Genomic DNA, 24,396 nt, shown 5'->3' on the forward strand with positions numbered 1-24,396 from the left:
GGTTCCGGGTAATTCAAATATGCTGACTGCCATTATATTTTCCGGTCAGTTGCAGTATTTTCAGATGAGCTGTTTCGATATCAATTCTTCCGGCCTTCACCTGATGGAGTACATCACCTACTTCCACGATACTGACCGGTACTGTATTACCAGTTTTACTCTCATGCGCCAATTTGCTTATTCTCTCTTCCAGCAACACAGCCAATTTCCTGATGTTGAGACAGTCAAAAACATGCGGCACAAGTAAATCGGTTCCATATCTGCGGTTAAGTTCCAGGACCCATAACAGGGCCTTATCTGAATCCAGTCCCATATCCCGGAAATTTGCATCTATATTTGTTTTTTCCGCAGGCACAGCAAGTATTGCTGCAATACTTTCCTTTAACTGCTGCTGCAATTTATTTTCGACAACTTCAATTTTTTCAGCAGGGAAATGTTCCTGTTTTGTCTGATGACTGATTTCTTCTTTCGTCTGTCCATTTGTTGCTGCAGCCTGCAGCCAGTAACTTTCACGGGCAAAGGGATAACCAGGCAGATGTACGCGCGCCGGAAGGTTGTTCCCGTACAAAAGCCGCCATTCAATGTTTTTTCCACTTATCCAGTGATTGCCTGTTTTATCCAGTTTACCTTTTTCTATCCATGAGCGCAGAAGTATGGCTTCATCTTCAAGGTCCGCCTGCCCTGCTGCATCCTGCCAGCTGCTTACCTTTCCGGTCATAATACCTGGTAATGACCAGTTTCCTGCAGCTATCCCTTTCAATGCAGCTACTATCTCATCGCGGGAGGCTGCCACAAATGCAGCCCTGCATTCCATGGCTTCTCTGCCATATTGCAGTGTCCAGGCTATTTCCGCAGACAGTAATTCCGGATGGCCGGAAATAAACGCAGCCAGTTCTTCCGCACCGACTTTCAGTCTGGCTTCATTCCTGGCTGACAATACTATCAGCACCGGGGCATTTGACTCAGCAATCTTTTTCCGGAGCGGAGCATATTCTTCCATAACGAGATGCGCGTTTGTGCCGTTCAATCCAAAGGAACTGACAGCAGCCCTGCGCAGCATACCTGGTTGTATGTTCCAGGGCTGTAGCCTGTTACTAATAAAAAACGGGCTTTCTTCCAGGTGTATATAATCATTCAGTTTTTCAAAATTGATAGTCGGCAGCAATACCTTTTCCTTCATAGCCAGCAATACTTTGAGCATGCCGGCCACTCCTGATGCTGCCAGGGTATTTCCAATATTACTTTTTACGGTTCCCAAAGCACAGAAATGCTGTTGCTGCGTGAAATTCCGGAAAGCCGTAGTCAGGGCATCCACTTCAATCGGGTCTCCGAAACGGGTGCCTGTACCATGCGCTTCCACCATCGTGATAGTTTCCGGATTGATGCCGGATTTTTTATACACATCCATTTCCAGCGCCAGTTGCGATTTCATGCTGGGTGCCGTAATACCATTTGTTTTACCATTCTGGTTGGTGGCCCATCCCTTCACTACTCCGTATACAGGATCTCCATCTCGCAACGCATCTTTCATCCGCTTCAGCAGGAGCACCCCTACTCCTTCTCCCAACACAAAGCCATCAGCTTTCTGATCGAATGAATAACAACGTCCTTTAGGAGATAACAGATTCGCATGGGCCGTCATAATGTGCATGGATGGGCCGGAGTATACAGTAACGCCTCCTGCAAGTGCCAAGTCATTCTCTCCTGAAATAAGACTCTTACATGCTTCAATAACGGCTACCAGGGACGAAGAGCAGGCAGTGTCAACCGACAGTCCCGTCCCCTGCAGGTTAAGCAGGTAAGCAATCCGCACATTCAGCAACGCAGCCGAATTACCCAGCCATTCCCGCATAGTCAGTTCTCTTTCTACATCGCGGGATATATAATCGCCGGTAGTGCATCCCACATATACGCCACACCGGCTGCCTGACAGCGAAACCGGATTGATACCCGCATCTTCAATACTATGCCAGCAATGAGTCAGGAATAATCGCTGCTGAGGATCCATCCGCACCGCTTCATCCGGAGGAATATTAAAAAATGCCGGATCAAATTTGTCCACATCCGGAATGGCTCCCATCCATCTGGAGGTTGTTTTACCCGATGTTCCAGGTACAGGATCATAATAGTCCTCTATATTCCAGCGGCTGGCCGGCACCGTTGAGATACAGTCCCTGCCTTCCAACAGATTATTCCAGAAATCCTGTGTGGTTGGTGCATCAGGATATTGTGCTGATATGCCGATAATGGCGATATCTTCCGTCCCCGGTGGCGCCATATCCGGATGATCCGGTGCAATATTCTTTATACTATTTGCAGTTGCTTCCTCTGACGACGGTGATACCTGTGGTTTCTGCTGCTCTCTGATACCACCGGTATTCTTTTCAGAGATTGTATTTACTCCCAGGTCTGACAATGTCACAGCTGGTAATGAATAAGCAGGCATATCCTGCTGGCTGGCTGCGACCGGCGCCGCAGGATGCTTTCCTTCATTCAATGTAGCTTCAAGAAAATCTGCCAGCTCCCTGATATTGGTATAATCGTATAACACGGTTGCCGTGAGAGAAAGCCCGTACTGATTGTTAATTACGGTTACCCACTCCAGCCCTAACACGGAGTCTACTCCCAGGTTCAGGAAGGTTTCATTCGGATTAATGTCCTTGCCCGGCAGGTATAATACTTCACCCAGACTATCAGACAATTCCTGCTGCAAACGGCTGGCTGAAAATGCAGCTGTTACAGAGACAGGCGGAGGTGTTGAAACTATTTCCGCTGTTGCGACTGAAGTCTGTGTTAAATGAATTACCGGTAACCCGGATGTAGCTTTGGTAGCTGGCAGTATATCCGCAGGCGTTACAGCGGAGGAGACATTCTCCTGCCCCTTGAGTACAGTCGCCAGATAGGCAGCCAGCTCCCTGATATTAGTATAATCATAAAGTACTGTGGCTACCAGGGAAAGGCCATACCGCTGGTTGAGAGCAGTAATCCATTCCAGTCCCAGCACTGAGTCCACACCGAGATTCAGAAAGGTTTCATTCGGGTTTATTTCTTTCTCTGACAGATATAATACTTCACCCAGGCTTGCTGATAACTCCTGTTGTAAACGGGCAATGGAATATGCGGCAGTTATTACCGGTGGCTTTTCGGGCTGTATGACATTCATGGCAGGCGCAGGGGCAGAAATGGATGCAGTTTCCGGCACGCCGCCATTATACTTTTTCTCCAGTTCTTTTTGCAGCAAGGAGGAGATTTCCCGTAATGTGGGGTGATCATATATTATTATTGCCTGAAGGGAAAGACCATACTTTGCATTAATCACCTCTATCCATTCTACGCTCAGAATAGAATCAAGTCCCATTTCAAGGAAGTTTTTCGAAGGATCAAGTGCGGTTGCAGGAAGATATAAAATCTCGCAAAGGCTTGCTGCCAGTTCTTCCAGTAATACCTGGGTGCTGATAGTGGTCATATTCGTATTTGCTTGTTGTGTAAATGCTGTTTTGTTTTCTGCAACCGGAAAGGCTGCGCCGGATGCTATACTGTTTTCAGGTACGTCAATCTGCTTTACCTCAGGGATGCCGGCATCCGGCTGCCTGCGCTGTATTTCCGCGATCCAATACCGTTTGCCCTGAAACGGATACACCGGCAGACTGATACGACGCATGTTTCTGCCGGCATACCATGGCTGCCAGTCTATATTATGGCCCTCAGTCCAATATTTCAGCAATTGGTTATATTCCCGGGCATTCAACCAATCTCTGACAGGTAACGTGTCCTTGGCAGTTGAGACTACGGTGTTTCCCTCGCCATAAAAAATTTCATCCGGTGCACTAAGTCCGCTGATAAACCGGCGGAGTTTATCTGATAGGTTCCTCATCGTTTCAGCGGTAAAGGCCAATCTGAATGGCATCGCTTCCCGTCCTGTCTGTAGGGTATACGCTATATGAGGGAGTGTATCATCATTTAACTGTTGTGTTGCTATAAACAACACCAACCGCTCTGCCTGTTGCAGCAGTTCTTCTTTTTGCCTGGCGGACAGCACGATTATAACCGGTAATCCGGTACTGTCAGTGGTTACAGGAGATATATATTCTTCAAGAATGACGTGGGCATTGGAACCTCCGGCGCCAAAAGAAGAGATACCCGCGCATCGCGGTATTTCCTGCGTTCTGTCATTGCCCTTCACCACAAGGCGTTCCCAGGCCGCCAGCTCCCGCTGGACTTTAAACGGACTGTTTTCAAAGTCAATATGCGGATTCAGTACATCTGCGTATAAGGTGGGAGCAAGCTGACGGTGGCGGAACTGCAGTAATATTTTTGTGATGCCGGCAATGCCTGCAGCACTTTCACAATGCCCTATATTCGATTTAACAGAGCCGATAGCACAAAACTGTTTATCTCCGGTGAATTGCCTGAATGCGCGGCTCAGCCCTTCTATTTCCACAGGATCTCCCAGCTCCGTGCCGGTACCATGCGCTTCCAAGTAACTGATATTTCTGGGATTGACACCGGCGGCATGAAGCGCCTGCAATATGACATGCTGCTGGCTTACCGGATTAGGTACCGTGTAACCGTTTGTTTTTCCGCCATGATTGATAGCCGTGCCTTTGATGATGCCGTATATGTTATCACCGTCTGCTATAGCGCGGTCCAAAGGCTTCAGCAATACGGCGCCGACACCTTCTGCGGGCACCATGCCATCTCCGTCTATTCCGAAGCTTCTGCATTTTCCGTTCAATGCCAGGAATCCTTTTTCACCCAGCAGATTATATTTATACGGATGTACAGAGATATTGACACCTCCGGCAATGGCCACCTCGCAATCGCCCTGGTATATACTGTTACAGGCAATGTGTATTGCGGTCAGGGAAGAAGAGCACATCGTATCCAGTGCTAAACTGGGTCCTTTAAAATTGAAGTAATAGGACACCCGGTTGGCAATGGAAGAAATGATATTGATAACTGGCTGCGGGTTACCCTGCAATGCTGCCTCCAATGCCAGCAGCTGGTATTCCATATAGGAGGCTCCGACAAAAACACCTACTTTTCCGCCGTGTGTCTGCCTGTTTAGTATTTCCGCCGTATATCCTCCATCTTCCAGCGCTTCATAAACACATTGCAGGAACAACCTTTCCTGTGGATCTATGCGATGGGCTTCGCGGGGAGATATATTAAAAAACAACGGATCAAATCTGTCAATATGCTGCAGGAAGCCTCCGTGTTTACTACCGGCCTTTCCCGCTGCGGCCTTACTTTCGTCAAAATTCAGCTGATAATCCCAGCGTTCCACAGGAATCGCTGTAACGCTGTCTTTTCCGTTACGGAGGTTATCCCAAAGCTGATATATATTTCCGGCGCCGGGATATTTGCCGCCAACACCGATAATGGCAATATCAGTTCTGCCCGGTGGTATACGGCCAGCAGGTATTTCCGGTTGCGGGACATCGTCTGCTGCCGGAGTACTGATATCGGTATTCCCGGCATTCTCTGACAACAAAGCTGCCAGTACTTCCTGATAATTATCCGCGAAATATCTGCTCAGTTCCTGCAGGTTACTGAATTCAAAAAACAGTGTCTGCGGCAATGGACCAAAAATCTGCTTCAGTTGTGCCATCAGTTCAATAATCATCAGGGAGCTGATGCCATATTTTTCCATGGGTGTTTCTTCCCCGATTCTATCTTCAGAGAGGCGCAATGCTTTGCTTAAAAAAGAACGGAAATAGGCGATTACTTCCTTCCCGGAGACCCGTCTCCTGCCCTCCTCCGGAACAACCTCCGGTGAAGCTTTTTCTGCAGAAAGGAAAACTGGCAGGATGCTTTCCTTTACTCCATGCATAACAGCTACTTCCCGGTGTTTCGATGCCAGCGCCTGATAAAAGGCTTTTAATCCGGAAGCGGTATCCATAGGCATCAGTCCCCACTGCTGATATAACTCCTGCAGTACCACTTCCTTCACGGCTGTTTTCCCATCCTGCCAGAAGGGCCAGTTGACAGACAATATCTTTGTTTTCCGGAACATTTGCAATTGCCGGAAATAATCCCGGTATATGTCTTCAAAAGGATGCCATTTTCCGGAAGATGATTTCCGCGCTGTTATGACCTGTATTTCCAGTCCTGTTGCTGCCGCTGTGGGAAAAAACACATCACAGTATCCTTCCACTTCCAGTACACGCTGCCACATCTCCGGGTATAGTCCCGGGCTGCCGGGCATACGCAGTTGCGGATCCCCGTATCGCCACCATCCTTCCAGCAGGCCGAATGTCAGGAGATGGAATACTGACTTACTGCGTAACTCACATAACAGCAACACGCCACCTTCCTTCAATGTTCCTGATGTATTTTTCAATACCTGCCGTATATCGCTGGTAGCATGCAATACATTGGCTGCAATTACGATATCATACTGCTGTCCGGCTATGGCCTGCCTGGCAGCAGGTTCTTCTGCATTAAACAGCTGACAGGTCAGATAGGGATGTTCAGGACCGTATTCCTTTTCAGCATACAGTAAAAAAGCCTTCGAAATATCGGTGTAGCAATATTCGCCGATACTGTCACGGAAGGGTTTTAGTTTTTTGAAAACCGGCACACTGGTTCCTCCTGTTCCTGCACCTATCTCCAGTATCCGGAGTGGCTGTCCCGGCTTATTCTTCCGGTGATCTTCGAGACAGGCCACCACACAATCAGCTATTACTTCATTACAATAATCAGCTACCTGATTATTCCTGTAAATATTTTCCACCAGCTTCATGGATGAATCCGGAAACATCAGCTGAACTGCGTGTTTCCTTCCGCACAGAATGTCGGGTAATGCCTTCAGCGTAGCATTTACAAGGATTGCCCGTGCATGCATACCGGGATCATTTTCCCAGGCGGCACATTGCTGTTCCCATGCTGCCCATAGTGCATCTGCGTCTGGCATTTTACCTGACAACATATAATTTTCCCCATCTGTCTGCAGCAATCCTGCCTGTGTCAACATATGCAGGCTTTCCTTCAGCCAGCGGTCATACAGGTTGTTCCAGCCTGCATTTGCCTGTAATACTGTTATCGGTTGTCCGCCTTTAAAGAATTGTAACGAATGCAGCTGCAGCAGCAGGAGTTCCGTCAGCAGCTTTTCCATTTTCTGAATCTGCTGTAAATCCTGCTGACCGGGTGGTTCAGGATATTTCACCTCCTGACGCTGTTCATTGGTATAATGAAGGGCATATTCATCCATGAAAGCATTCGCGGCAGCGTGATCTGCCTGACCTGCATTGCCGATTGCACCGGCAATAGAAGAAAACAGGATGAATATATCCAGATTAAACTCACTGCCCGCCCTGTCCAGATTCACCAAACCGGATACTTTGGTGGCCAGTACCTGTTGCAGTTCTTCATACGTTTTTCTTACGATGAAGTTATTCCTCAACAGCCCTGCGCTATGCAAAATACCGTTCAGACGGCCGTACTGATGCCGTATATGTTCAAACAGCGCTGTAACGGCTGCTTCATCACCAATATCTGTCAGTTTGTATTCCACGGATGCTCCGGCACGCCGCAGCTGTTCTATTTTCTGTAAAGCCTGTTCTCCGGGCGCTGAGCGGGCAACCAGTATAAGGCTGGCATCTTTTGTATGGTTAACGATTTCTTCTGCAAAGATGAGCCCTATGCCATTCAGTCCGCCTGCAATAAGATAAACGCCGCCATCCTTCCACGGAAGCTCCTGTACGGTCTGATGGTCCAGCCGGTTCCATCGCCTTACCTGCCGCTGCTCTCCCAGGTACCTGATATGTTTATCACCAGGCTGCATACTGTTTGATTCGAGTATGTCTGATAATTTTTCTTCCGGGGAGTGGCCATGAATTTCAATCAGCTGACAGGCCAGCCGCTGCTGTTCCTTTTCTGCTGTCTTCAGCAGGCCGGATAATCCGGCTCCACCTTTTCTCACCATATTGTGGGAAATGAGTACCTGCACCAGTATTTTTTTCCCGACGGCAGCCTTTATCAGATCCTGTATAGCAGCGAGCGTCTGCCAGGCATAGTCAGTAAATTTTCTACCGGGATGTTCTTCTGCTGACCGCAGCGTTACAAAGGAGATGCCGGCATTCTGCCCAAGGTCTGCAGGTATTTCAAGATCGCAAGCTATTACCAGGCGCTGCTCCCAGGCCACAACACTACTTTTCAAAGCGGGAACAATTTCCCAGGAAGGATAGAAACATAGCGTTTCTCGCGCCAGCAGGCTGTCCGTATCTGCCGGAATGGCGGCCGGAGTAACAGACGCAGCAGGTGCGTTATCTTCCGGAATCCAGCAATGTTCCTTTGCGAAGGGATATCCCGGCAGGCTGATACGCACCGGATGTGCAGCGGGATAGAGTTTATGCCAGGGAAGGTTTTCGCCCTGTGACCATATTGTCAGCAGCTGATCGAATTTTCTCCGTTGCATCCATGTTTCGAGCATTATCTCCCGGTCGCCTTCTTCCCGCAGCAGTTGTACAAGTTGCTTATTATCGGTTGCTCCACTGCGGTACATTCCAGCTCCGTCTTCTCCTTTTTCAAGCAGCTGCAGTTTCTTCCGCAGATCCTTCAGGTTATCCGCCATGAAAGCAGTGCGGTATTTCATGTAAGACCGGCCTGACAGTAATGTATATACGATACGCGGCATGTCTGCTTCCCGGTAATAACCTTTGTCAATCATTTCACGCAGCCTGCCTGCATATTCCTTCAGTACATCCGGCGTTTCTGCAGATAAAAGAATCATGTTGGGTATTTCAGGTATGGGCTGCGGGGCAGTCTCAGGGGCAACATATTCTTCCAGTACAATATGGGCATTCACGCCACCAAAACCGAAAGTATTGATACCAGCCCGGCGGGGAATTTCTTTCCCTTCCGCATCATACAACTGTTTCCATTCCTCATTCTGCTGCACAATATAAAACGGGCTGTTGTTCAGTGAAATAAAAGGACTGATGGGATCGGCATGCAGTGTTTTCACCAGTGTTTTATGTTGCAGCTGCAACAGTACTTTTATCACAGATGCCATACCCGATGCCATTTCAGTATGGCCTATATTACTTTTCACTGTGCCGAGTCCGCAATGCCGGGATGTGGCAGCGCCAGCACCGGTGTCAGCATATAAATTCTTAAACGCAGCTTTGAGCGCATTTACCTCTATCGGATCCCCCAGCTCTGTACCGGTGCCATGCGCTTCTATGTACCCTACTGAACGTGGGTCTATACCCGCGCGTTTATAAGCATCAGTTGCCACTTCTGCCAGAGCGGTCACTCCGGGAGCAGTAAGTGAATTACCGTGACCTCCGTGATTTTCCGCAGTACCACGGATAACGCCGTATATGTGATCGCCATCGCGTTCTGCATCTTCCAGGCGTTTCAGTACTATGACAGCTACTCCTTCCCCTCTCACATACCCGTTGGCGTTAGCAGAAAAGGTTTTACAGCGGCCGTCAGAGCTGATAAAGCCTCCTTTTGAAAGGCCCATTGCAAATTCAGGCGACAATAATATATTCACGCCACCTGCCAGCGCCAGGTTACAGGAGCCATCAGCCAATGTTGTTACGGCTTTGTGAATAGCCACCACGGAGCTGGCGCAGGCTGTTTCGACAGGTTCACTGGGACCCCGCAGATCCAGCAGATAGCTTAATCTGTTTGGTCCGATAGAGGGTGTTGTACCCGTGGAGAAGTAAGCCTTCATGTCCACCTGCGCATCCATCATCATCTTTCTGTACTCCTGAGAACCGATGGCAGTAAAAACGGCTGTTTTACTGCCAGCCAAACTACGAGGATCATAGCCGGCATCTTCAATGGCATTCCAGGCATACATCATCAGTAACCGCTGATGCGGATCCATATAGGATGCTTCTTCCGGAGAAATATTAAAGAACAGCGGATCGAATTCCTTGATTCCTTCTATAAATCCGCCCCAGCGCATGGCTTCACCATAAGTTTCCGTATAATCGCGCCAGTTCCATCGTTCTGCGGGTACCTCCGTGATGCAATCCTTTCCTGCCAGGAGCTGCTCCCATAAAGTCTGTATATCCGGCGACTGCGGAAAACGGCCGCTCATACCGATAACAGCTACCGCAACTGCACCGTTCCGGGAAACAGCAGCCGGTTGTACAGCAGCCATTGATGTGAAACGTGGCTGTGCTTTTTTATGCTGCGCAACCTTTTCCCTGTTCTCAGGCAGTATCGCTGCGGTTTGCGGCGTCTCTTGCTGTGCTGCGGCATCAGGGAACAAAACAGTAAACTGTTCCCGGTATTCCACTGCCAGAAAATCAGCGAGATTAAGTAATGTCCTGTATTCGTAGAATATGGCTGGTGTAATGCCAATATTCCAGATATCATTCAGGCGGTTGGTAAATGCACTGAAAAGAATCGAGTCCAGTCCGCAATCGCTGAAATAGGTATCCGGCTCCAGGTCAGTGCTACTCATCTTCAGGAGAGCAGCCAGTTCCTGCGTCAGATTAAGCAGTACTTTCCGCACCAATACTGTTGCTTCTTCCACTCCAGATGAAGGAGAAGCCGGAAGAGCAGTTGTTTCCGGCTCCTGAACCGGATAATCAGTCCATGCAGCTACTGTTTTTACATAAAAACCTTTCAGCACAATACATACTTTTCCATTCTCATCACAAAGGTCAACATCGGCCCGGAACAAGGGGCCCTGCAGGGTTCCGGCGGGATCAGGGCGGGCGGCAGCCCACATTACCGGCGTACAGCTGCTGTATATCAGCACTTCATCCAGGAGGTAAGGCAATGCTGATCCCGGAGCGGGCCAGTCAGCTACGTCAGGAAGCAGGTGAAACGCTCCGGTTGTCTGTAGCGCAGCATCCATTAAAGAAGGGTGCAGCATAAAATCATTCAGATGCGCCTGCAATGCTTCCGGTAAAACAAGCCTGGAAAGTATTTGCCCCTCTCCTGCGAACAGTTCTGATACTGCCTGCATGCCAGGACCATATGCGAATCCCTTTTCCCGGTATTGCTGATATAGTTTATCTGCCGGGTAACGGTTATGGCTAAACTTTTCCGTCAGCGCCGCTATATCATATACAGCAGGAGGCGGCAATTCCCGGATTACAGCGGTCCCCGATGCATACATAACCAGGGTATCAGCAGCCTTTTCACTATAACATTCAAATGCCATTTCATTATCACGAACCGGATGCAGTTCCAGCAGTACTTTTTCAGGATTGCCGCCGGCTGTTACCGGCTGCTGCCAGGTAAGCCCCTTTATACTGATATTTCCGGCAGCACCGGTTGATTGCACTACTGCTTCCCGGATCATCTCCAGGTAGGCCACACCAGGCAGCAGCAGCCTACCGTGTATTTCATGATCCCGGAAGAAAAACTCCTCTCCTGTAAAAACGCTGCTGAAGCGCTGAGCAGTCAGGGTAGATATATTCTGATGCAGCAAAGGATGGAGTTCCCTGTATTTAGCTATAGATGCAGGTTCTGTTACCGGGATATCGGTGGTTGCCGGCATCTGTTCTTTTACAAATGGATTTAGCGAAAGGCTGACTTTATCCGGCTGCATGTCTTTATCATGGTAAAGCAGCGACCAGTCTATCACTTCTCCTTTCACCCATGCTTCCAGCAGCCGGGTGTATTGCCCGGCTGTTATCCATTGCTTTACAGATGCGATGCTGTCTTCATTAGCAGAAAGGTGTTCAGAACGATGCAGCTTTACCTTTCCTGTATATATATCCTCATCCCATATTTCGGCGGTGGCAATAACCGTCAGCTTTTCCAGCAATATGTTTCTGTCATCAGCAATAAATCCTGCTCTTTCCTGCAGGGCATCGCGACCGGTCTGCAGGGTAAATGCAACGTCTTCAGGCGTGAGAGTTTCATGTGCAGTCAGATAATCCTTCAGTGTGGCAGCTGTCTCCTGCAGCTGTTCCCTGTGCTGAGCCGACAAAACAATGATTACAGGAACATCCATTTTCTCCTGAGGTTCCGGGATGAATTTTTCAAGTACGATATGGGCATTCGTACCGCTGAACCCGAAAGAGCTGACGGCTGCCCGCAGCGGGGTATTGTCCGGAGCTATCCAGGGACGTAATTGTGTATTGACAAAGAAAGGAGATGTTTCAAAGTCGAAATTACGATTCGGCCGGTGCATATGCAGCGAAGGTGGCAGTTCTCCATGCAGCATACTCAGTAATACCTTGTGAACACCGGCTACACCTGCAGCAGCAGTAGTGTGTCCAATATTGCTCTTTACAGATCCGACAGCGCAGAATTGCTGCCTGTCTGTCCGCTCCCGGAAAACTGCGGACAAGGCATTCAGTTCTATGGGATCTCCCAGCCTGGTCCCTGTGCCATGCATTTCCACATAGGAGATACTTTCCGGATGAATAGCATAGCGGTTATATACTTCTCTTTCTACTTCCTGCTGGCTGTACATATTGGGAGCTGTAATCCCCTGCGTTTTGCCATCCTGGTTAATACCTGACCCAAGAATAATACCATAGATATGGTCATGGTCAGCGATGGCATCGCTGAGCCGTTTCAATACCACAAAACCTGCGCCTTCTCCGGGAACAAATCCGTTGGCATCATCATCGCAGACCTTACATTTCCCGTCAGCGGAGAGCATACCGGCACTTGACATCTGGATATAGGAAACCGGATTCAGATACAAGGTCACCCCACCCGCCAATGCCATGCTGGTTTCATTCATTTTCAGTGCCTGACAGGCAGCATGGATAGCGGTAAGTGAGGAGGAACAGGCTGTATCAACGGTAATTGCCGGTCCTTTAAGATTGAAGAAATAAGCGATACGGCCCGCATAAATAGCATTACTGCTTCCTGTCAAAAAGGCTGCCTCTCCCTGGGTGGGATATACGCTGGTTCCTGACATTACGCCCAGATAAACACCGCATTTTTTACCATCAAGTGCACTGCGGTTATACCCGGCATCTCCGAAAGCCAGGTAAGCCTGTTCCAATGCAATACGTTGCTGAGGGTCCATCTTGGATGCTTCTTCCCGGGTAATATTAAAGAACAACGGATCAAAACTGTGCGCATCATCAACCATTCCCATCCATTTACAGTAAGTCTTACCATATTGTCCCGGCCAGGGCTGATAATAGCGGCTGATATTCCATCGCTCTGCAGCTATTTCCCTTACAGCATTTTTCCCGGCCGCCATATTCTCCCAGAATACATGGAGATCCGGTGCGTCGGGATATCTTCCTGACATACCAATAATGGCTATACGCTCATCATCATACTGTTTACCTGCCGGTCTGGTATTGTCTGATGGCCTTACAGCTGCTTTTATTTCGCCTGTCGGAATTGCAGCTGCCGCATTACCGTTACGGCTATCCTGCTGTTCCGCTGTTACTGCCGCAGCGATATGCGGGAAGCCGGCCAGCAAATAATCCGCCAGTTCCCGGATGGTTTTATAGCTATAAAACAAGGTAGGAGAAAGTTTTAACCCGAATGTCCGGTTGAGCTTATCAGCCAGCGCAGTGAAGCGTACAGAGTCAAATCCATATTCAAACAACAGGGCATTTTCAGGCAGTCCGGAAGGCATGCTCCCCAGTAAACCGGTGGCATATTCCTTCAGCAGCTGCCTCAGGTTAACTGCGGCAGTTGCGGGTTGCGGGCTTCTGACCGTGGTTTCATCCGTACTGACGGCGGCAGGAGGTATTTTAAGCCAGTATTCCGTTTTATCAAATGGATAAACAGACATTCCTGCATAAAAATCATGCGCAGCCACTGGGAGGCCGGCGGTATTCCAGCGGGCGCCCTGCAGATACCTGTCAGCAAGTAGCTGTAACAATTGTTTATACTCTTCGCCGGTCATTTCTGCCGGCGGCTGTAATATACGTGTAACCGTTGCTGTTACATCTTCTCTTTGCGTCATACTTTCCCGGTCAAATGCTGTCTGTTTCACTCCCCCCGCCTGCAAGGACTTCAGCGTATTTATCATTTGCGGCACACTTTCTGTTACAAAAGCTTCCCGTATATCGAAATGCTCCCTTCCTGCCAGCAATGTTGCGCTGATGCTGTGCAGGTCAGCATCCGGATGTTCATTCAGCCAGGACAGCAATGCTTCCTTTTTCCGATGAAGGGCAGCGTCTGTTTTGGCAGACAGGCAAATAAGCTGTTCCCGGAATGCATGTGCCACCGGCCGGTTTATTTGCGGCGCTTCTTCCAGAATAATGTGTGTATTGGTACCTCCGAATCCAAAGGAGCTGACACCTGCACGTAATGGTATTTCGTTTCCTGCTTCATCCTGTAAGTGTTTCCATATCAGGTTCTTCTCAACAATATAAAACGGGCTGCTTTCAACAGCTATATTATGGTTGGGTGTATGATAATTAAGCTGACCGGGTAGTTCACGGTATTTCATCGCCATCAGTACTTTCACTACCCCTGCAATACCTGCCGCGGATTCCAGGTGGCCGATGTTGGGTTTTACGGAACCGATACCGCAGTAATGCTGAGCAAGTCCCGACGATGCAGCGCGGTTGAATGCCCTGCATAAGCCTTCCCATTCAACCGGATCTCCGAGGGGGGTACCAGTTCCATGCGCTTCAATGTAGCCTATGCTGTCAGCAGAAACACCGGCCCGTCGCATCGCAGAAAGCACTACGTCAGCCTGTGCATCTGCGTCAGGATATGTCAGGGTACGTACTCTTCCGCCATGGTTTACGGCGCTTCCTTTAATGACGGCATAAATATGATCCCCGTCATTCAGTGCCCTGTCCAGCGGTTTCAACAAGACAACTCCGGCGCCTTCACTCCGGACATATCCATCTGCTGCGTCATCAAACGCTTTACAGCTACCGGTTGACGACAGCATACCAGCCCTTGAAAAGGAAATATGCCGTGCAGGTGTCAGCATCAGACTGATACCTCCGGCCAGTGCCATTTCGCATTCTCCGGTACATATTCCTTGTACTGCCAGATGAATAGCATGCAATGAACTCGCACATGCCGTATCAACCGGCAGGCTTGGCCCTTTCAGGTTAAAGAACCAGGAAACGCGGTTGGGTATTGCTGTTACAGCAGTTCCCGTTGAATAATGAGCCTGAATACTATAACCTGGCGTACTCTCCTGCAGTTGTTTATAATCATAATTAAAAACACCTGTATATACGCCTGTTCTGCTGCCTGACATACCGGACGGAGGTATACCCGCATCTTCAAAACATGCCCAGGAAAGCTCCAGCATAATGCGTTGCTGGGGATCCATTATAGCAGCTTCTTTAGCAGACACATTAAAGAAGGCCGCATCAAAGCCTGAAACATTACTGATAAATCCTCCCCATCTGCTTATCTTTTCCTTATCACGAAATGCATCCTTCTTTTCTTCTTTCGACCAATCCCATCTGGAAAGCGGTATTTCCCGGATACCGGAATCTCCCTGCTTCAGCAGCCTCCAGAACTCTTCGTAATTCTCCGCACCCGGGAAGCGGCACGAAACGCCTATAATTGCGACATCCTTATTCATACATTAATTTTATTTTCTTTAAAACTATGTTATTAGTAGTCCTAACTACTATGTATACACACAAAAAACCATCAACATATCTATACACAACACCTGATTTACAGTTCCCCGCCGGCAGAAGAAGGTATCAGACCCAGAGACTGCATTGATTTCAGGTAATGATCTATCATCCCCCCTGTTATATCAGGAATTGTATCTGAAATTGATTCAGTGATTATTTTTTCACGGAAACGGGTGGTTTCAATTTTATAGTCCTCCGGGGACTCCTGCTGTTCCCATTGCCTTATAACAGGCAGGGATGAACGCTGTTGCTGTACTGCAGGCAAGGCTTCCAATTTCTTCCTGAAAGTACTGACCCAGGTATTGTAACCGGCTATGGTATTAATGGAATAGCCGGCAGCCTGTACATAACGTACAATATCATCCAGCGATATACTGCCGGCACGATGCGTATTGGAGACATGATAGGCAGTGTATCCCTTCTCCAGCTTACTGAAAGTAATGCCCGCAATAGCTTTTGCGGCAAAGTCAACCGGCAGCATGGAATGGAATCCGTTGACAGGATCCGTGTAGAAAGAAGCAGGTGCTATTCCTGTATGAATAATACTAAATAACAATCTTGTAAAATAATCAGGAATATTAATCTGGTCCTGCAGACCGGAATGCCCGAAGATCAGGCCGCAGCGGAATATGGTGACGGGTAAGCCGAAACGTATCCGGCAGTGCTCCAGCAATACCTCACACGCCCACTTGGAAGCGCTGTAACCAGGTTCTGTGTTACTCACCGGTACTTTATAAGTTATAGCAGTGGCAGCGATTTCCTCGTTTATTAACCGTGGCTTTACCGGCAGGAAACGCATAACATCCAGGGTAGAAACAAAACTGAACCGTTTCTTCCTTACAGATAATGTCATGCTGATTAACGCAGCAGTTCCGGCGACATTGGGAGCAAACAGCTGTTCATAGGAAAGCAGGTGATTTACCAATGTACCATTGTGAATGATGCAATCAATATCATGACAGAGCCTGTCCCAGGTATCATCGTCAAGCCCCAGCCGCGGCAATGAAAGATCGCCGGCCATCACCTCCAGGTATCCTGCTTTAATAGCTTCTTCCATCAGTAATGCCAGATGCGGATTAGGAGCATATGACTGCAGGAGTCTTTTTGTGGCATCCTCCCTGTCTTTACCACGTACAATACAATATAGCTTAGCATCTTCAGGTAAACGGGTAAGTGCTTCCAATACAATAAATCTTCCCAGAAATCCATTGGCGCCCGTAAGAAGCACCTGTTTTACCTTACCATCCATGTAAGGTGCGGCCTGTTCAAAGAGGCTGAGTTCTTCCCTGCTGAATAAATGTTCCGGTTGCAGCTGGTCAGCGTTAATGCTGTCAGGGCTATTACCGTGAATGGCTTCAAAACTCCGTGTATCCTTACTGGTGGCAGATTTGCTGATATACCGGATAATATCAGAAAGGGTTACCGAAGGGCTCAGGATAAAGCTCACCGGCACTTTCACCTGGCAATGCCTGTAAAGCAATTCACTCAACAGTGCGGCATTGACAGAATCGCCACCGGTGTCTTTAAAACCAGTAGCTTCCTTCAGCTGGCTCTCCGGTAAATGCAATGCGATGGCAAAGACATGACGAACTTTATCAGCCAGGCTTTTTTCACCGTTAGTTTCCTGCGCTGCCAGCCTGGCTAATTGCTGGTGCCTGTCATACAAATTATCGAGGCGTTCCTGGTACTTTTGTTTCAGCGCGCCATAGGCCGTTTTTCCGGCGGCCGTCAACAAACCATTGGCAATCGTAAATGGTTCCCATTCAATAATAAAATCCCTGGGGATTTCATATTCCTGGAGGCTATTTTTTTCAGCAACCCTGGCCAGATGCCAGCTGATCAGTTCCTTGATTTTAGGTTCATCCCTGCTCTCAGTAAGCTGTAACAGCTGCAACAGCTCGAAACGCGGAACAATAACAGCCAGCAGGTAAGGTTGTGTACTTTTACCATAGAGAAAAATCCTGGATATGGGGCCATCTGCTGTATGGAAAACATTTTCGAGACGGTTAACATTTACAAATTCTCCCTGTGACAATTTGAATATTCCCGTAGTTCTTCCGATCGGTACAATATGCCAGGGGGCTCTTTCTTCCACAATATCACCGATGCACAGGTATCCGTCTTCATCATACAGGCTCTGTGTCGCATGCGGATTCTTAAAGTAACCGGTAATACCTCCCCTGATACGGACACGCAGCTCTCCCCTCGGGAAAGGACTGTCGGCCTTCCTGTAACCCTGCTCCGGTACATCAACCAGTTTATAATCTATTACATTAGCTTCTATCAGCCGGTTATCCGTACTGATAAACCCGGTTTCCGTCTGCCCGTAAAGATTAATAACCCGTACGCCCATTGTATTCTCCATGAATGCATACAGTTCTTCTTGTAAGGGAGCGCCGGCGGTAACCGTCCATAACAGGCGGTCACCGGCAACGACCTTTTCGGACGGTATATCATTCTGTCCGGCAATGATCGCTCCATTACCTTCAGGTGCTGTATGCTGCCGGAGTTTCAGATGATAGGCCTGATGAATGATTTCAAATATCCTGGGCGCCAGCATCAGATAAGTAGGGCGTACCTGGGCGAGATCATCAAACAGGGATGACATATCCGGTTTCAGGGTAAAATGCAGTAACCCTCCGCTGATGATGCTTACAAACACACCCAGTTTACCCAGTCCATGGCATTGCGGCAGGCAGGAAAGCGATACCATTGGCAGGCCTTCGAAGGGACGTATAAATCCAAGTGCGGTTCTTGTCTGTGTCAGTACTGCCCTTTCGGTATACATGGCGCCTTTGGGCCGTGCTGTACTTCCGGAAGTATATATCAGGGTCAGCAGCTGTTCAGGATCTTCAGGACAGACAACGGGCAGTGGCGCAATACCGGCACCCAGTGCTTCTACCTGCTGCAACGGAATCATCACCATCTTATCATTTACCGCCTTCAGCCGCTGTGCATATTTATCCCATTGCAGTTGCTCCGTATCCGTATTATAGAAATCCGTTACAACAATACTTTGTACAGACGGACACTGATGTAGTAAATCCACTACTTTCTCCAGCTGATCAAAGCTACAGGTAACTGCTTTTGCCTGGCATTCATTCAGCAGTTCCTGCAACACATCAGCGGTAAGGTTAGGTTGCAGTGGCGCGGCAACAATTGCCTGGTGCATGCAGGCCAGTTCCATAATGAACAGGTCCATGCTGCCAAACCCCAGGAAAGCCATTATCTCCTTTGAACCTATCAGTTGCAGGTGACGTAATCCGGTAGCTATATCCGTTATTTTTTTCCAGAGCTGCCGGTAGGTAATAGTCCGGAACGCCGGCAAAAATGTCAATTTTGACAATCCGCTTTCATCCGTTTCTATACCGGTACTTCTGCTTCCCATAGCGGGCCTGTCAGCATAAATTTCGCAGGCAGTTCTCATCAGCGTGATACTGAAAGCTTCCTGCGACAGAGATTCGCAGTAATGGCGTTCTACCAGTAAGTCTTTCAGTTCCGGGTTATCTGTCAGCATACTTTTCAACCTGAGAGATACCTGCTGCAGAAACATTTTATCCTTCTGCTCAAGGGTGTTAGCGGATAAATGCATATTGTTTCAATATCTGTGTTAATAAATAATTTCCCATACGGGCAGGGATTATGCAATAGATTACCTGGCGGCGACTCTGCTCTGCCAATGGGGCGTGATCAGTAATACTTCCTCTATTGGTACAGATCAGCTGTTTCTTGCTGTCAGCAGGTCTGCCAGTTCATTGATGGTCTGTGCACCCGCAAGATCTGTACGTGGGATATCAAGATCCAGTCGTTCAAGGGTAAGTGCAATCAGCTCTCCTCTGTCTACTGAATTCGCTCCCAGATCAACAAATGTTTCATCGGGGTCAATGTTCTCTGCAGATAAATCAGGAATAATTTCAACCAGGGTTCTGGTGATTAAGTCAACAATGGTATTTCTCATGGAAAAGTTAATTTTAGCTGGTGTGTGTTTGTTACATGTATTCATGGAGTAGTACAAGGCCGGTTATCTTCCGTACAAGGCCCGTATACGGTCTTTTACTTCCGGCCGGTGAAATGTTATTTCATGCATCTGCAGTTCTTTTTCAATGACGGCGGCAAGTTCCGTCCGCATGTCTGCAACCAGATGTTGCTTCAGTGTCACCAGTGAAATCCGTGGTTTATCTGCAAGATGCAGCGCCTTCAGCCGTGCATATTTCACCACTTCATTTTTCGGCAATACGGGAAAGGGCAGCCCTCTTTTTTCCAGCTCGCCTCCCCTGTAATTTTCAGCGCCCAGCAGTACTTCCATTCCTAGTCCTGTTCCCAGTTTCTTCGGTACAATAAAGGTAGCGCCCATACCTGGCGTAATACCGTACTTCATAAAATTAGCAGTATAGATACATTCTCTTCCCAGGACAACATAATCGGCAAACAGCCCAAACACAAATCCACCGCCGATACCATGCCCCTGCATGGCGGCAATAACGGGGATATCGCATTCCATTGCCAGGCTATAAAGATTATTATCAGTAAACTTTGATTTACCGTCTGCCATAGCAAGTATACCCTCTTCTGTTCCTCCCGAACAAAAGTAGTTGTCGTATCCTGTAAGAATAGCCACCTTAAAGGCCGGATTCCCGTGGATTATTTTAAAGGCTTCCGCCAGTCCTGATACCAGCTCACTGGAAAATGTATTTTTATGTATCCGGTCCTGCATCGTTATCTGCACCACCCCCGGGGTTACTTCCAGCAATTCAATCACAGGTGTCTTCATTGAGTATATTATTTTGAGGTGTTGTTATCAGTCAATGGCATATCCATTCAGTAGCTGGTTGCACTGTTTAAGGAATATTTCCTATCCGGTTAACTTCGTCTTCAGGTTTAACAATATCGTTGACAGGTAAAGTTTATATTGTTAAGCAGCACTTAGCATATCGAAATGTCCATTTTAGTTTTCCTGATTAAAATTAAAGATCGGTATTCAAACTCCCTCTAATTTTCAACACTCCAATCGGGTGATTTTATAGCCCGATCAGGTGTTTGCCAGATGAAACGCTTACAATCACCTGCTTATACACAGCAGCCGGTCAGGTAAAGCGTGTACTGCAGATTTGCCTGATAGCCGTAGTTCCGGTCCACATCAGCCGTCTTAAAAATCTACCGGGTATGCACTTTGAATTTCTTCCCGTTTGCCATATGAACAAGCATACGCTGCAACCGGTTCCGGGCATCCGGCGCCCTGATGTACTATGTCTAAAACATGCAGGAATATAGTAACCCATCAGAGGCCGGCACCGACAGTTCCGTGATGAGCACCCATGGTATTAAAGCCGGACTTTTCTGACTTTGATCTGTGAGAATTTCCTTTATTGGGATAACTTGCAGGCATGGACTTCCTGAACGATTTACCGGCAGCAACGTTGATGCAGCTGCATGCCGACGTGCTTTTCACCTACGATGCCCGCGGGCGCATGCTGCAGGCCAATGAGCCCTGGCCGGACCGCGGCCTGGCTCCCCTGTTCTTTCTGGGTCTTCCGGTAACGGGCACGCCGGTACGCAGATACCGCCATGATGTACCGGAAGCTGTAGTACAGGCACTGGAGGCGGTAGCAGGCACTGAATCATTTACAGGTATACCTGACCAGGCGCCGCGGCATATCACCCAATATCAACAGTTACTGCAAAGTCATCATTGGGAAGCAGGGCCTTCTTTTTATATACCGGAGAACTTTACCTCCGACGGGCCTTCCATTCACCTGACGAAAGCACACGCTTCCCTGATAGGCCCTGACTTCAAATGGCTCCCACAGGAGCTGGCGCATGTTCAGCCGTGCGCCGCCGTAATTGAAAATGGCAGCGTAGCGTCTGTTTGCCGCAGCGTACGTATTACCGCCACCGCCCATGAGGCCGGCATTGATACGCTGGTCCCTTTTCGCGGCAAGGGCCATGCTGCCGCCGTACTGGCACGCTGGGCAGCTATGGTACGCGCTACCGGTGCATTACCGTTGTACAGCACCTCCTGGAACAATCATGCTTCCCGTAGTGTAGCCCGCAAAGCCGGTCTTATTTGTTACGGCAGCACCTTTTCCATCAGCTGAGGGTACAGTTGATCTTTAGGTTTGTCTGTCAAAGACCTGCCGATGTTCAGCGCAAACCGTTGTTATCTGTCCAACTGCCCATCCGGCATTTCCGGCCACTATTTTTGATTTACAAAATGTAAAAAAAGAATCCGAATTTTGTAATAATCCAATCACCGGTTAGAGGTCATTATATAGCGACCACTACAAACCTTGGCAAATACTATGCAGGCAAAAAAAGATAAACAGGAGGGTTTACCGCATGATGAGCCGGGAATAAAGATCCTGTCAAACGACAATCCTTACCCCTCAGCTGATTCTCAAAAAAAACAGCTGCAACCCCGCAGATTATCTTCTTATTTTATTGTATTAATTGAAAGCGGCTCCATTACATACAATTTGGAATTACAGGACTATACACTTACTGACGGGCATCTGCTTTTTGCCATGCCCAATCAGATTTTTACGCCCCCCGCCAAAACAGACAACCTTAAATATTTCAAGCTGCTGTTTGATGAAAATACACTGGCCTTGTTGCCACAACAGTTTCCTTTTTTAGTCAACCCTTTAAATACACCAACCATAGCGCTTGACAGCGCGGCAAAGGGAAGAGTAATAAAGATTTTTGGAATTTTGAACCAGATACTGTACTTGGATAAATTTGAGACAGACACTGAAATTATATTGGCATATCTGAACCTGTTACTGACAGAATTAAACAGCGCCTATTTCAAAAACAAAACATCTGCCAATATCTTTAATACCAACCTTTCAAAATTTGTTGAGTTCAAACTAGTTGTGGAAACATCCCTTACTGAGCAACCTTCCATCAACGCAATTGCAGAAAAACTAGCGTTATCTACAAACAGTTTATACCGGATTGTAAAAGAATATTCCGGAACATCGCCAAAAGATTACTTTATTAACCGTTTGATGGTGGAAGCGCAGAGAAAATTACGCTATTCCGGTATTTCCATCAAAGAACTGGCCTACGAACTGGGTTTTAATGATCCTGATTATTTTTCAAGGCTATTCAAAAAAAGTACCGGTAAAAGCGCCAGTGAATTTTTACCCAGGCACGATTTGTCGGGGGAATAAACAGATTTGTCCATGCCCGCTATTTTCCGGCCTGCTACTTTTGCCTTATAAAATTCATACAACATGAAATTTGCATTAGTAACAGGGGCTAACAAAGGCATTGGCTTTGAAGTTGCACAGCAGCTTGCTCAGGAAGGAATATATGTTTACCTCGGCTGCCGTAATCCGGAAAGTGGCGCCGGAGCCGTTGATAAATTAAAAGCGAAGGGATTAAACAATGTAGCAGTTATTCAGCTTGACATTACAGATGATGCATCCGTAATTAAAGCCCGCAAAGCAATAGGAAAAAAAACCAACGTGCTGGACATACTTATTAATAATGCAGGTATGTATGGTGGTTACCCTCAAACGGCTCTTGACGCAACAATTGATCAGTTTAAAGCAACTTATGATGCAAATGTTTACGGCGCAGTGCGGGTTACACAGGCATTTATTGATTTACTGAGAAACTCGCCTGCACCCCGTATTGTAAACGTAAGTTCAAGCCAGGGTTCCATTACCCTGCACAGTGACCCAACATATAAATACTACGACTACAAAGGCGTTGTTTATCTTTCTTCCAAATCGGCGCTGAATATGTATACTGTGGTTCTGGCATACGAACTTAAAAATACCGGCTTCAAAGTAAATGCCGTTTGCCCCGGATATACAAAAACAGATTTCAATGGACATCGCGGAACCGGAACCGTTAAAGCTGCCGGAAAACGAATCGTAAAATATGCGTTGATTGGCGATGATGGCCCAACAGGGAAGTTTTTCAGTGAGGAAAACAATCCTGAAACAGGAGAAATATCCTGGTAACGATGATGAAGCGTCAGCGCTGAACCAAGGAACAGCTAACAGGGCAAAGGCTTCTTCATTTTCTCATTGAAAATTACAGGCGCAATAAAAAAGCGTGGAGTCAGCACCACGCTTTTTTATTGTCAGCAGACGATGTGGAGGATCAGTCTTTAAGACCCAGATAAGCCTTTACAACATTATAGTCGCTCCAGTTAATATCATGTCCGGCCTTTCGTGCCGCTGTACCACCGGGGGCAATCATGTAGCGGTACTGCAACCGTTTGGCACCACGGTTATCAATGATAGTACCGGCATTAATATTGGAAGTCAGCTGCAGTTTTCCCTTATATGCAATGAAACGAATCACTATCCCGCTTTCTTCTACGTAGGGTAAAAGTGCGATAGTCGGATTCGCAGCGTCACTGAGGTTAATATACAATCTTACATCAGCGGACGTCAGTGCCTCCTGGGTTAATTTCGGCGCATCTATGACAGCGTAATAGCCGGTTGTATCGATGCGGCCGCCGGCCAGATGTACAGTATCTGCTTCATACTTCACATCCAGCCAGTTGGAATAAATGATCCCTGTAGTACCGGGAGCACCAGGATCGCCTTTGTCGCCTTTGCCACCGGGGGCTCCGGCAGGCCCGGCACTACCATCCTTACTGCAGGCGTTTACTAAAAAAATGGCAGCTGTTAATAAAATCAGCATAGAGAATTGGGATAGCTTCATTGGAGTTATTTTTTTATGCTGGCCAAAGTAGACAATTCTCATTGCATATCCCAATAATATATCTTCTTTTAATTTTTAATACCTGTATTTCACCACTAATCTGATACCAGTTCTACATTCCCGGTAGCAGGAATTACCATAAAAGATGAGTAAACGGCATCAGCTGGTGTTTATTTTCTAAAGCATTAAAATT

8 protein-coding genes are annotated in these 24,396 nt (G+C 47.7%); 3 read left to right on the forward strand and 5 right to left on the reverse strand.

Annotated features, from left to right (window positions below; translation table 11 throughout):
• Window positions 1-13: 13 nt before the first annotated feature.
• The 4 genes from GWG06_RS24585 to GWG06_RS24600 all read right to left on the reverse strand — a co-directional run bounded on the left by GWG06_RS24585 (window position 14) and on the right by GWG06_RS24600 (window position 20,289).
• The gene (locus tag GWG06_RS24585; protein ID WP_160716715.1) at window positions 14-15,457 is read right to left on the reverse strand and encodes an SDR family NAD(P)-dependent oxidoreductase; all 15,444 of its coding nucleotides are present in this window, start codon (window positions 15,455-15,457) and stop codon (window positions 14-16) included.
• A 98-nt stretch (window positions 15,458-15,555) separates the two neighbouring features.
• On the reverse strand, window positions 15,556-19,110 hold the full coding sequence (locus tag GWG06_RS24590; RefSeq protein ID WP_160716717.1) for a thioester reductase domain-containing protein: 3,555 nt from the start codon (window positions 19,108-19,110) through the stop codon (window positions 15,556-15,558).
• A 126-nt stretch (window positions 19,111-19,236) separates the two neighbouring features.
• Complete coding sequence (locus GWG06_RS24595; protein WP_160716719.1) at window positions 19,237-19,476, reverse strand: acyl carrier protein; 240 nt, start codon at window positions 19,474-19,476, stop codon at window positions 19,237-19,239.
• 63 nt (window positions 19,477-19,539) lie between these two features.
• Window positions 19,540-20,289 (reverse strand): polyketide synthase, encoded by a 750-nt coding sequence (locus GWG06_RS24600; protein WP_160716721.1) that lies wholly within the window; start codon window positions 20,287-20,289, stop codon window positions 19,540-19,542.
• Between the two features lie 613 nt (window positions 20,290-20,902).
• On the opposite strand from GWG06_RS24600, the gene GWG06_RS24605 reads away from it, so the two are divergent.
• The 3 genes from GWG06_RS24605 to GWG06_RS24615 all read left to right on the forward strand — a co-directional run bounded on the left by GWG06_RS24605 (window position 20,903) and on the right by GWG06_RS24615 (window position 23,491).
• The gene (locus GWG06_RS24605) at window positions 20,903-21,613 is read left to right on the forward strand and encodes a GNAT family N-acetyltransferase (protein ID WP_160716723.1); all 711 of its coding nucleotides are present in this window, start codon (window positions 20,903-20,905) and stop codon (window positions 21,611-21,613) included.
• Between the two features lie 204 nt (window positions 21,614-21,817).
• Window positions 21,818-22,690, forward strand: coding sequence for a helix-turn-helix domain-containing protein (locus tag GWG06_RS24610; RefSeq protein ID WP_160716725.1), 873 nt, complete (start codon window positions 21,818-21,820; stop codon window positions 22,688-22,690).
• 63 nt (window positions 22,691-22,753) lie between these two features.
• Window positions 22,754-23,491 (forward strand): SDR family oxidoreductase, encoded by a 738-nt coding sequence (locus tag GWG06_RS24615; RefSeq protein WP_160716727.1) that lies wholly within the window; start codon window positions 22,754-22,756, stop codon window positions 23,489-23,491.
• Window positions 23,492-23,633: 142 nt separating this feature from the next.
• Here GWG06_RS24615 and GWG06_RS24620 read toward each other — a convergent pair whose 3' ends face one another.
• On the reverse strand, window positions 23,634-24,203 hold the full coding sequence (locus GWG06_RS24620) for a hypothetical protein (RefSeq protein WP_160716729.1): 570 nt from the start codon (window positions 24,201-24,203) through the stop codon (window positions 23,634-23,636).
• Between the last annotated feature and the right edge of the window lie 193 nt (window positions 24,204-24,396).

The organism is Chitinophaga solisilvae (assembly GCF_009928525.1).
Lineage (GTDB): Bacteria > Bacteroidota > Bacteroidia > Chitinophagales > Chitinophagaceae > Chitinophaga > Chitinophaga solisilvae.

Coding starts and splice junctions, on each gene's coding strand:
- GWG06_RS24595 (WP_160716719.1), bottom strand. CDS start 19,476: ATGAGAAATACCATTGTTGACTTAATCACCAGAACCCTGGTTGAAATT.
- GWG06_RS24590 (WP_160716717.1), bottom strand. CDS start 19,110: ATGCATTTATCCGCTAACACCCTTGAGCAGAAGGATAAAATGTTTCTG.
- GWG06_RS24620 (WP_160716729.1), bottom strand. CDS start 24,203: ATGAAGCTATCCCAATTCTCTATGCTGATTTTATTAACAGCTGCCATT.
- GWG06_RS24585 (WP_160716715.1), bottom strand. CDS start 15,457: ATGAATAAGGATGTCGCAATTATAGGCGTTTCGTGCCGCTTCCCGGGT.
- GWG06_RS24610 (WP_160716725.1), top strand. CDS start 21,818: ATGCAGGCAAAAAAAGATAAACAGGAGGGTTTACCGCATGATGAGCCG.
- GWG06_RS24600 (WP_160716721.1), bottom strand. CDS start 20,289: ATGAAGACACCTGTGATTGAATTGCTGGAAGTAACCCCGGGGGTGGTG.
- GWG06_RS24615 (WP_160716727.1), top strand. CDS start 22,754: ATGAAATTTGCATTAGTAACAGGGGCTAACAAAGGCATTGGCTTTGAA.
- GWG06_RS24605 (WP_160716723.1), top strand. CDS start 20,903: ATGGACTTCCTGAACGATTTACCGGCAGCAACGTTGATGCAGCTGCAT.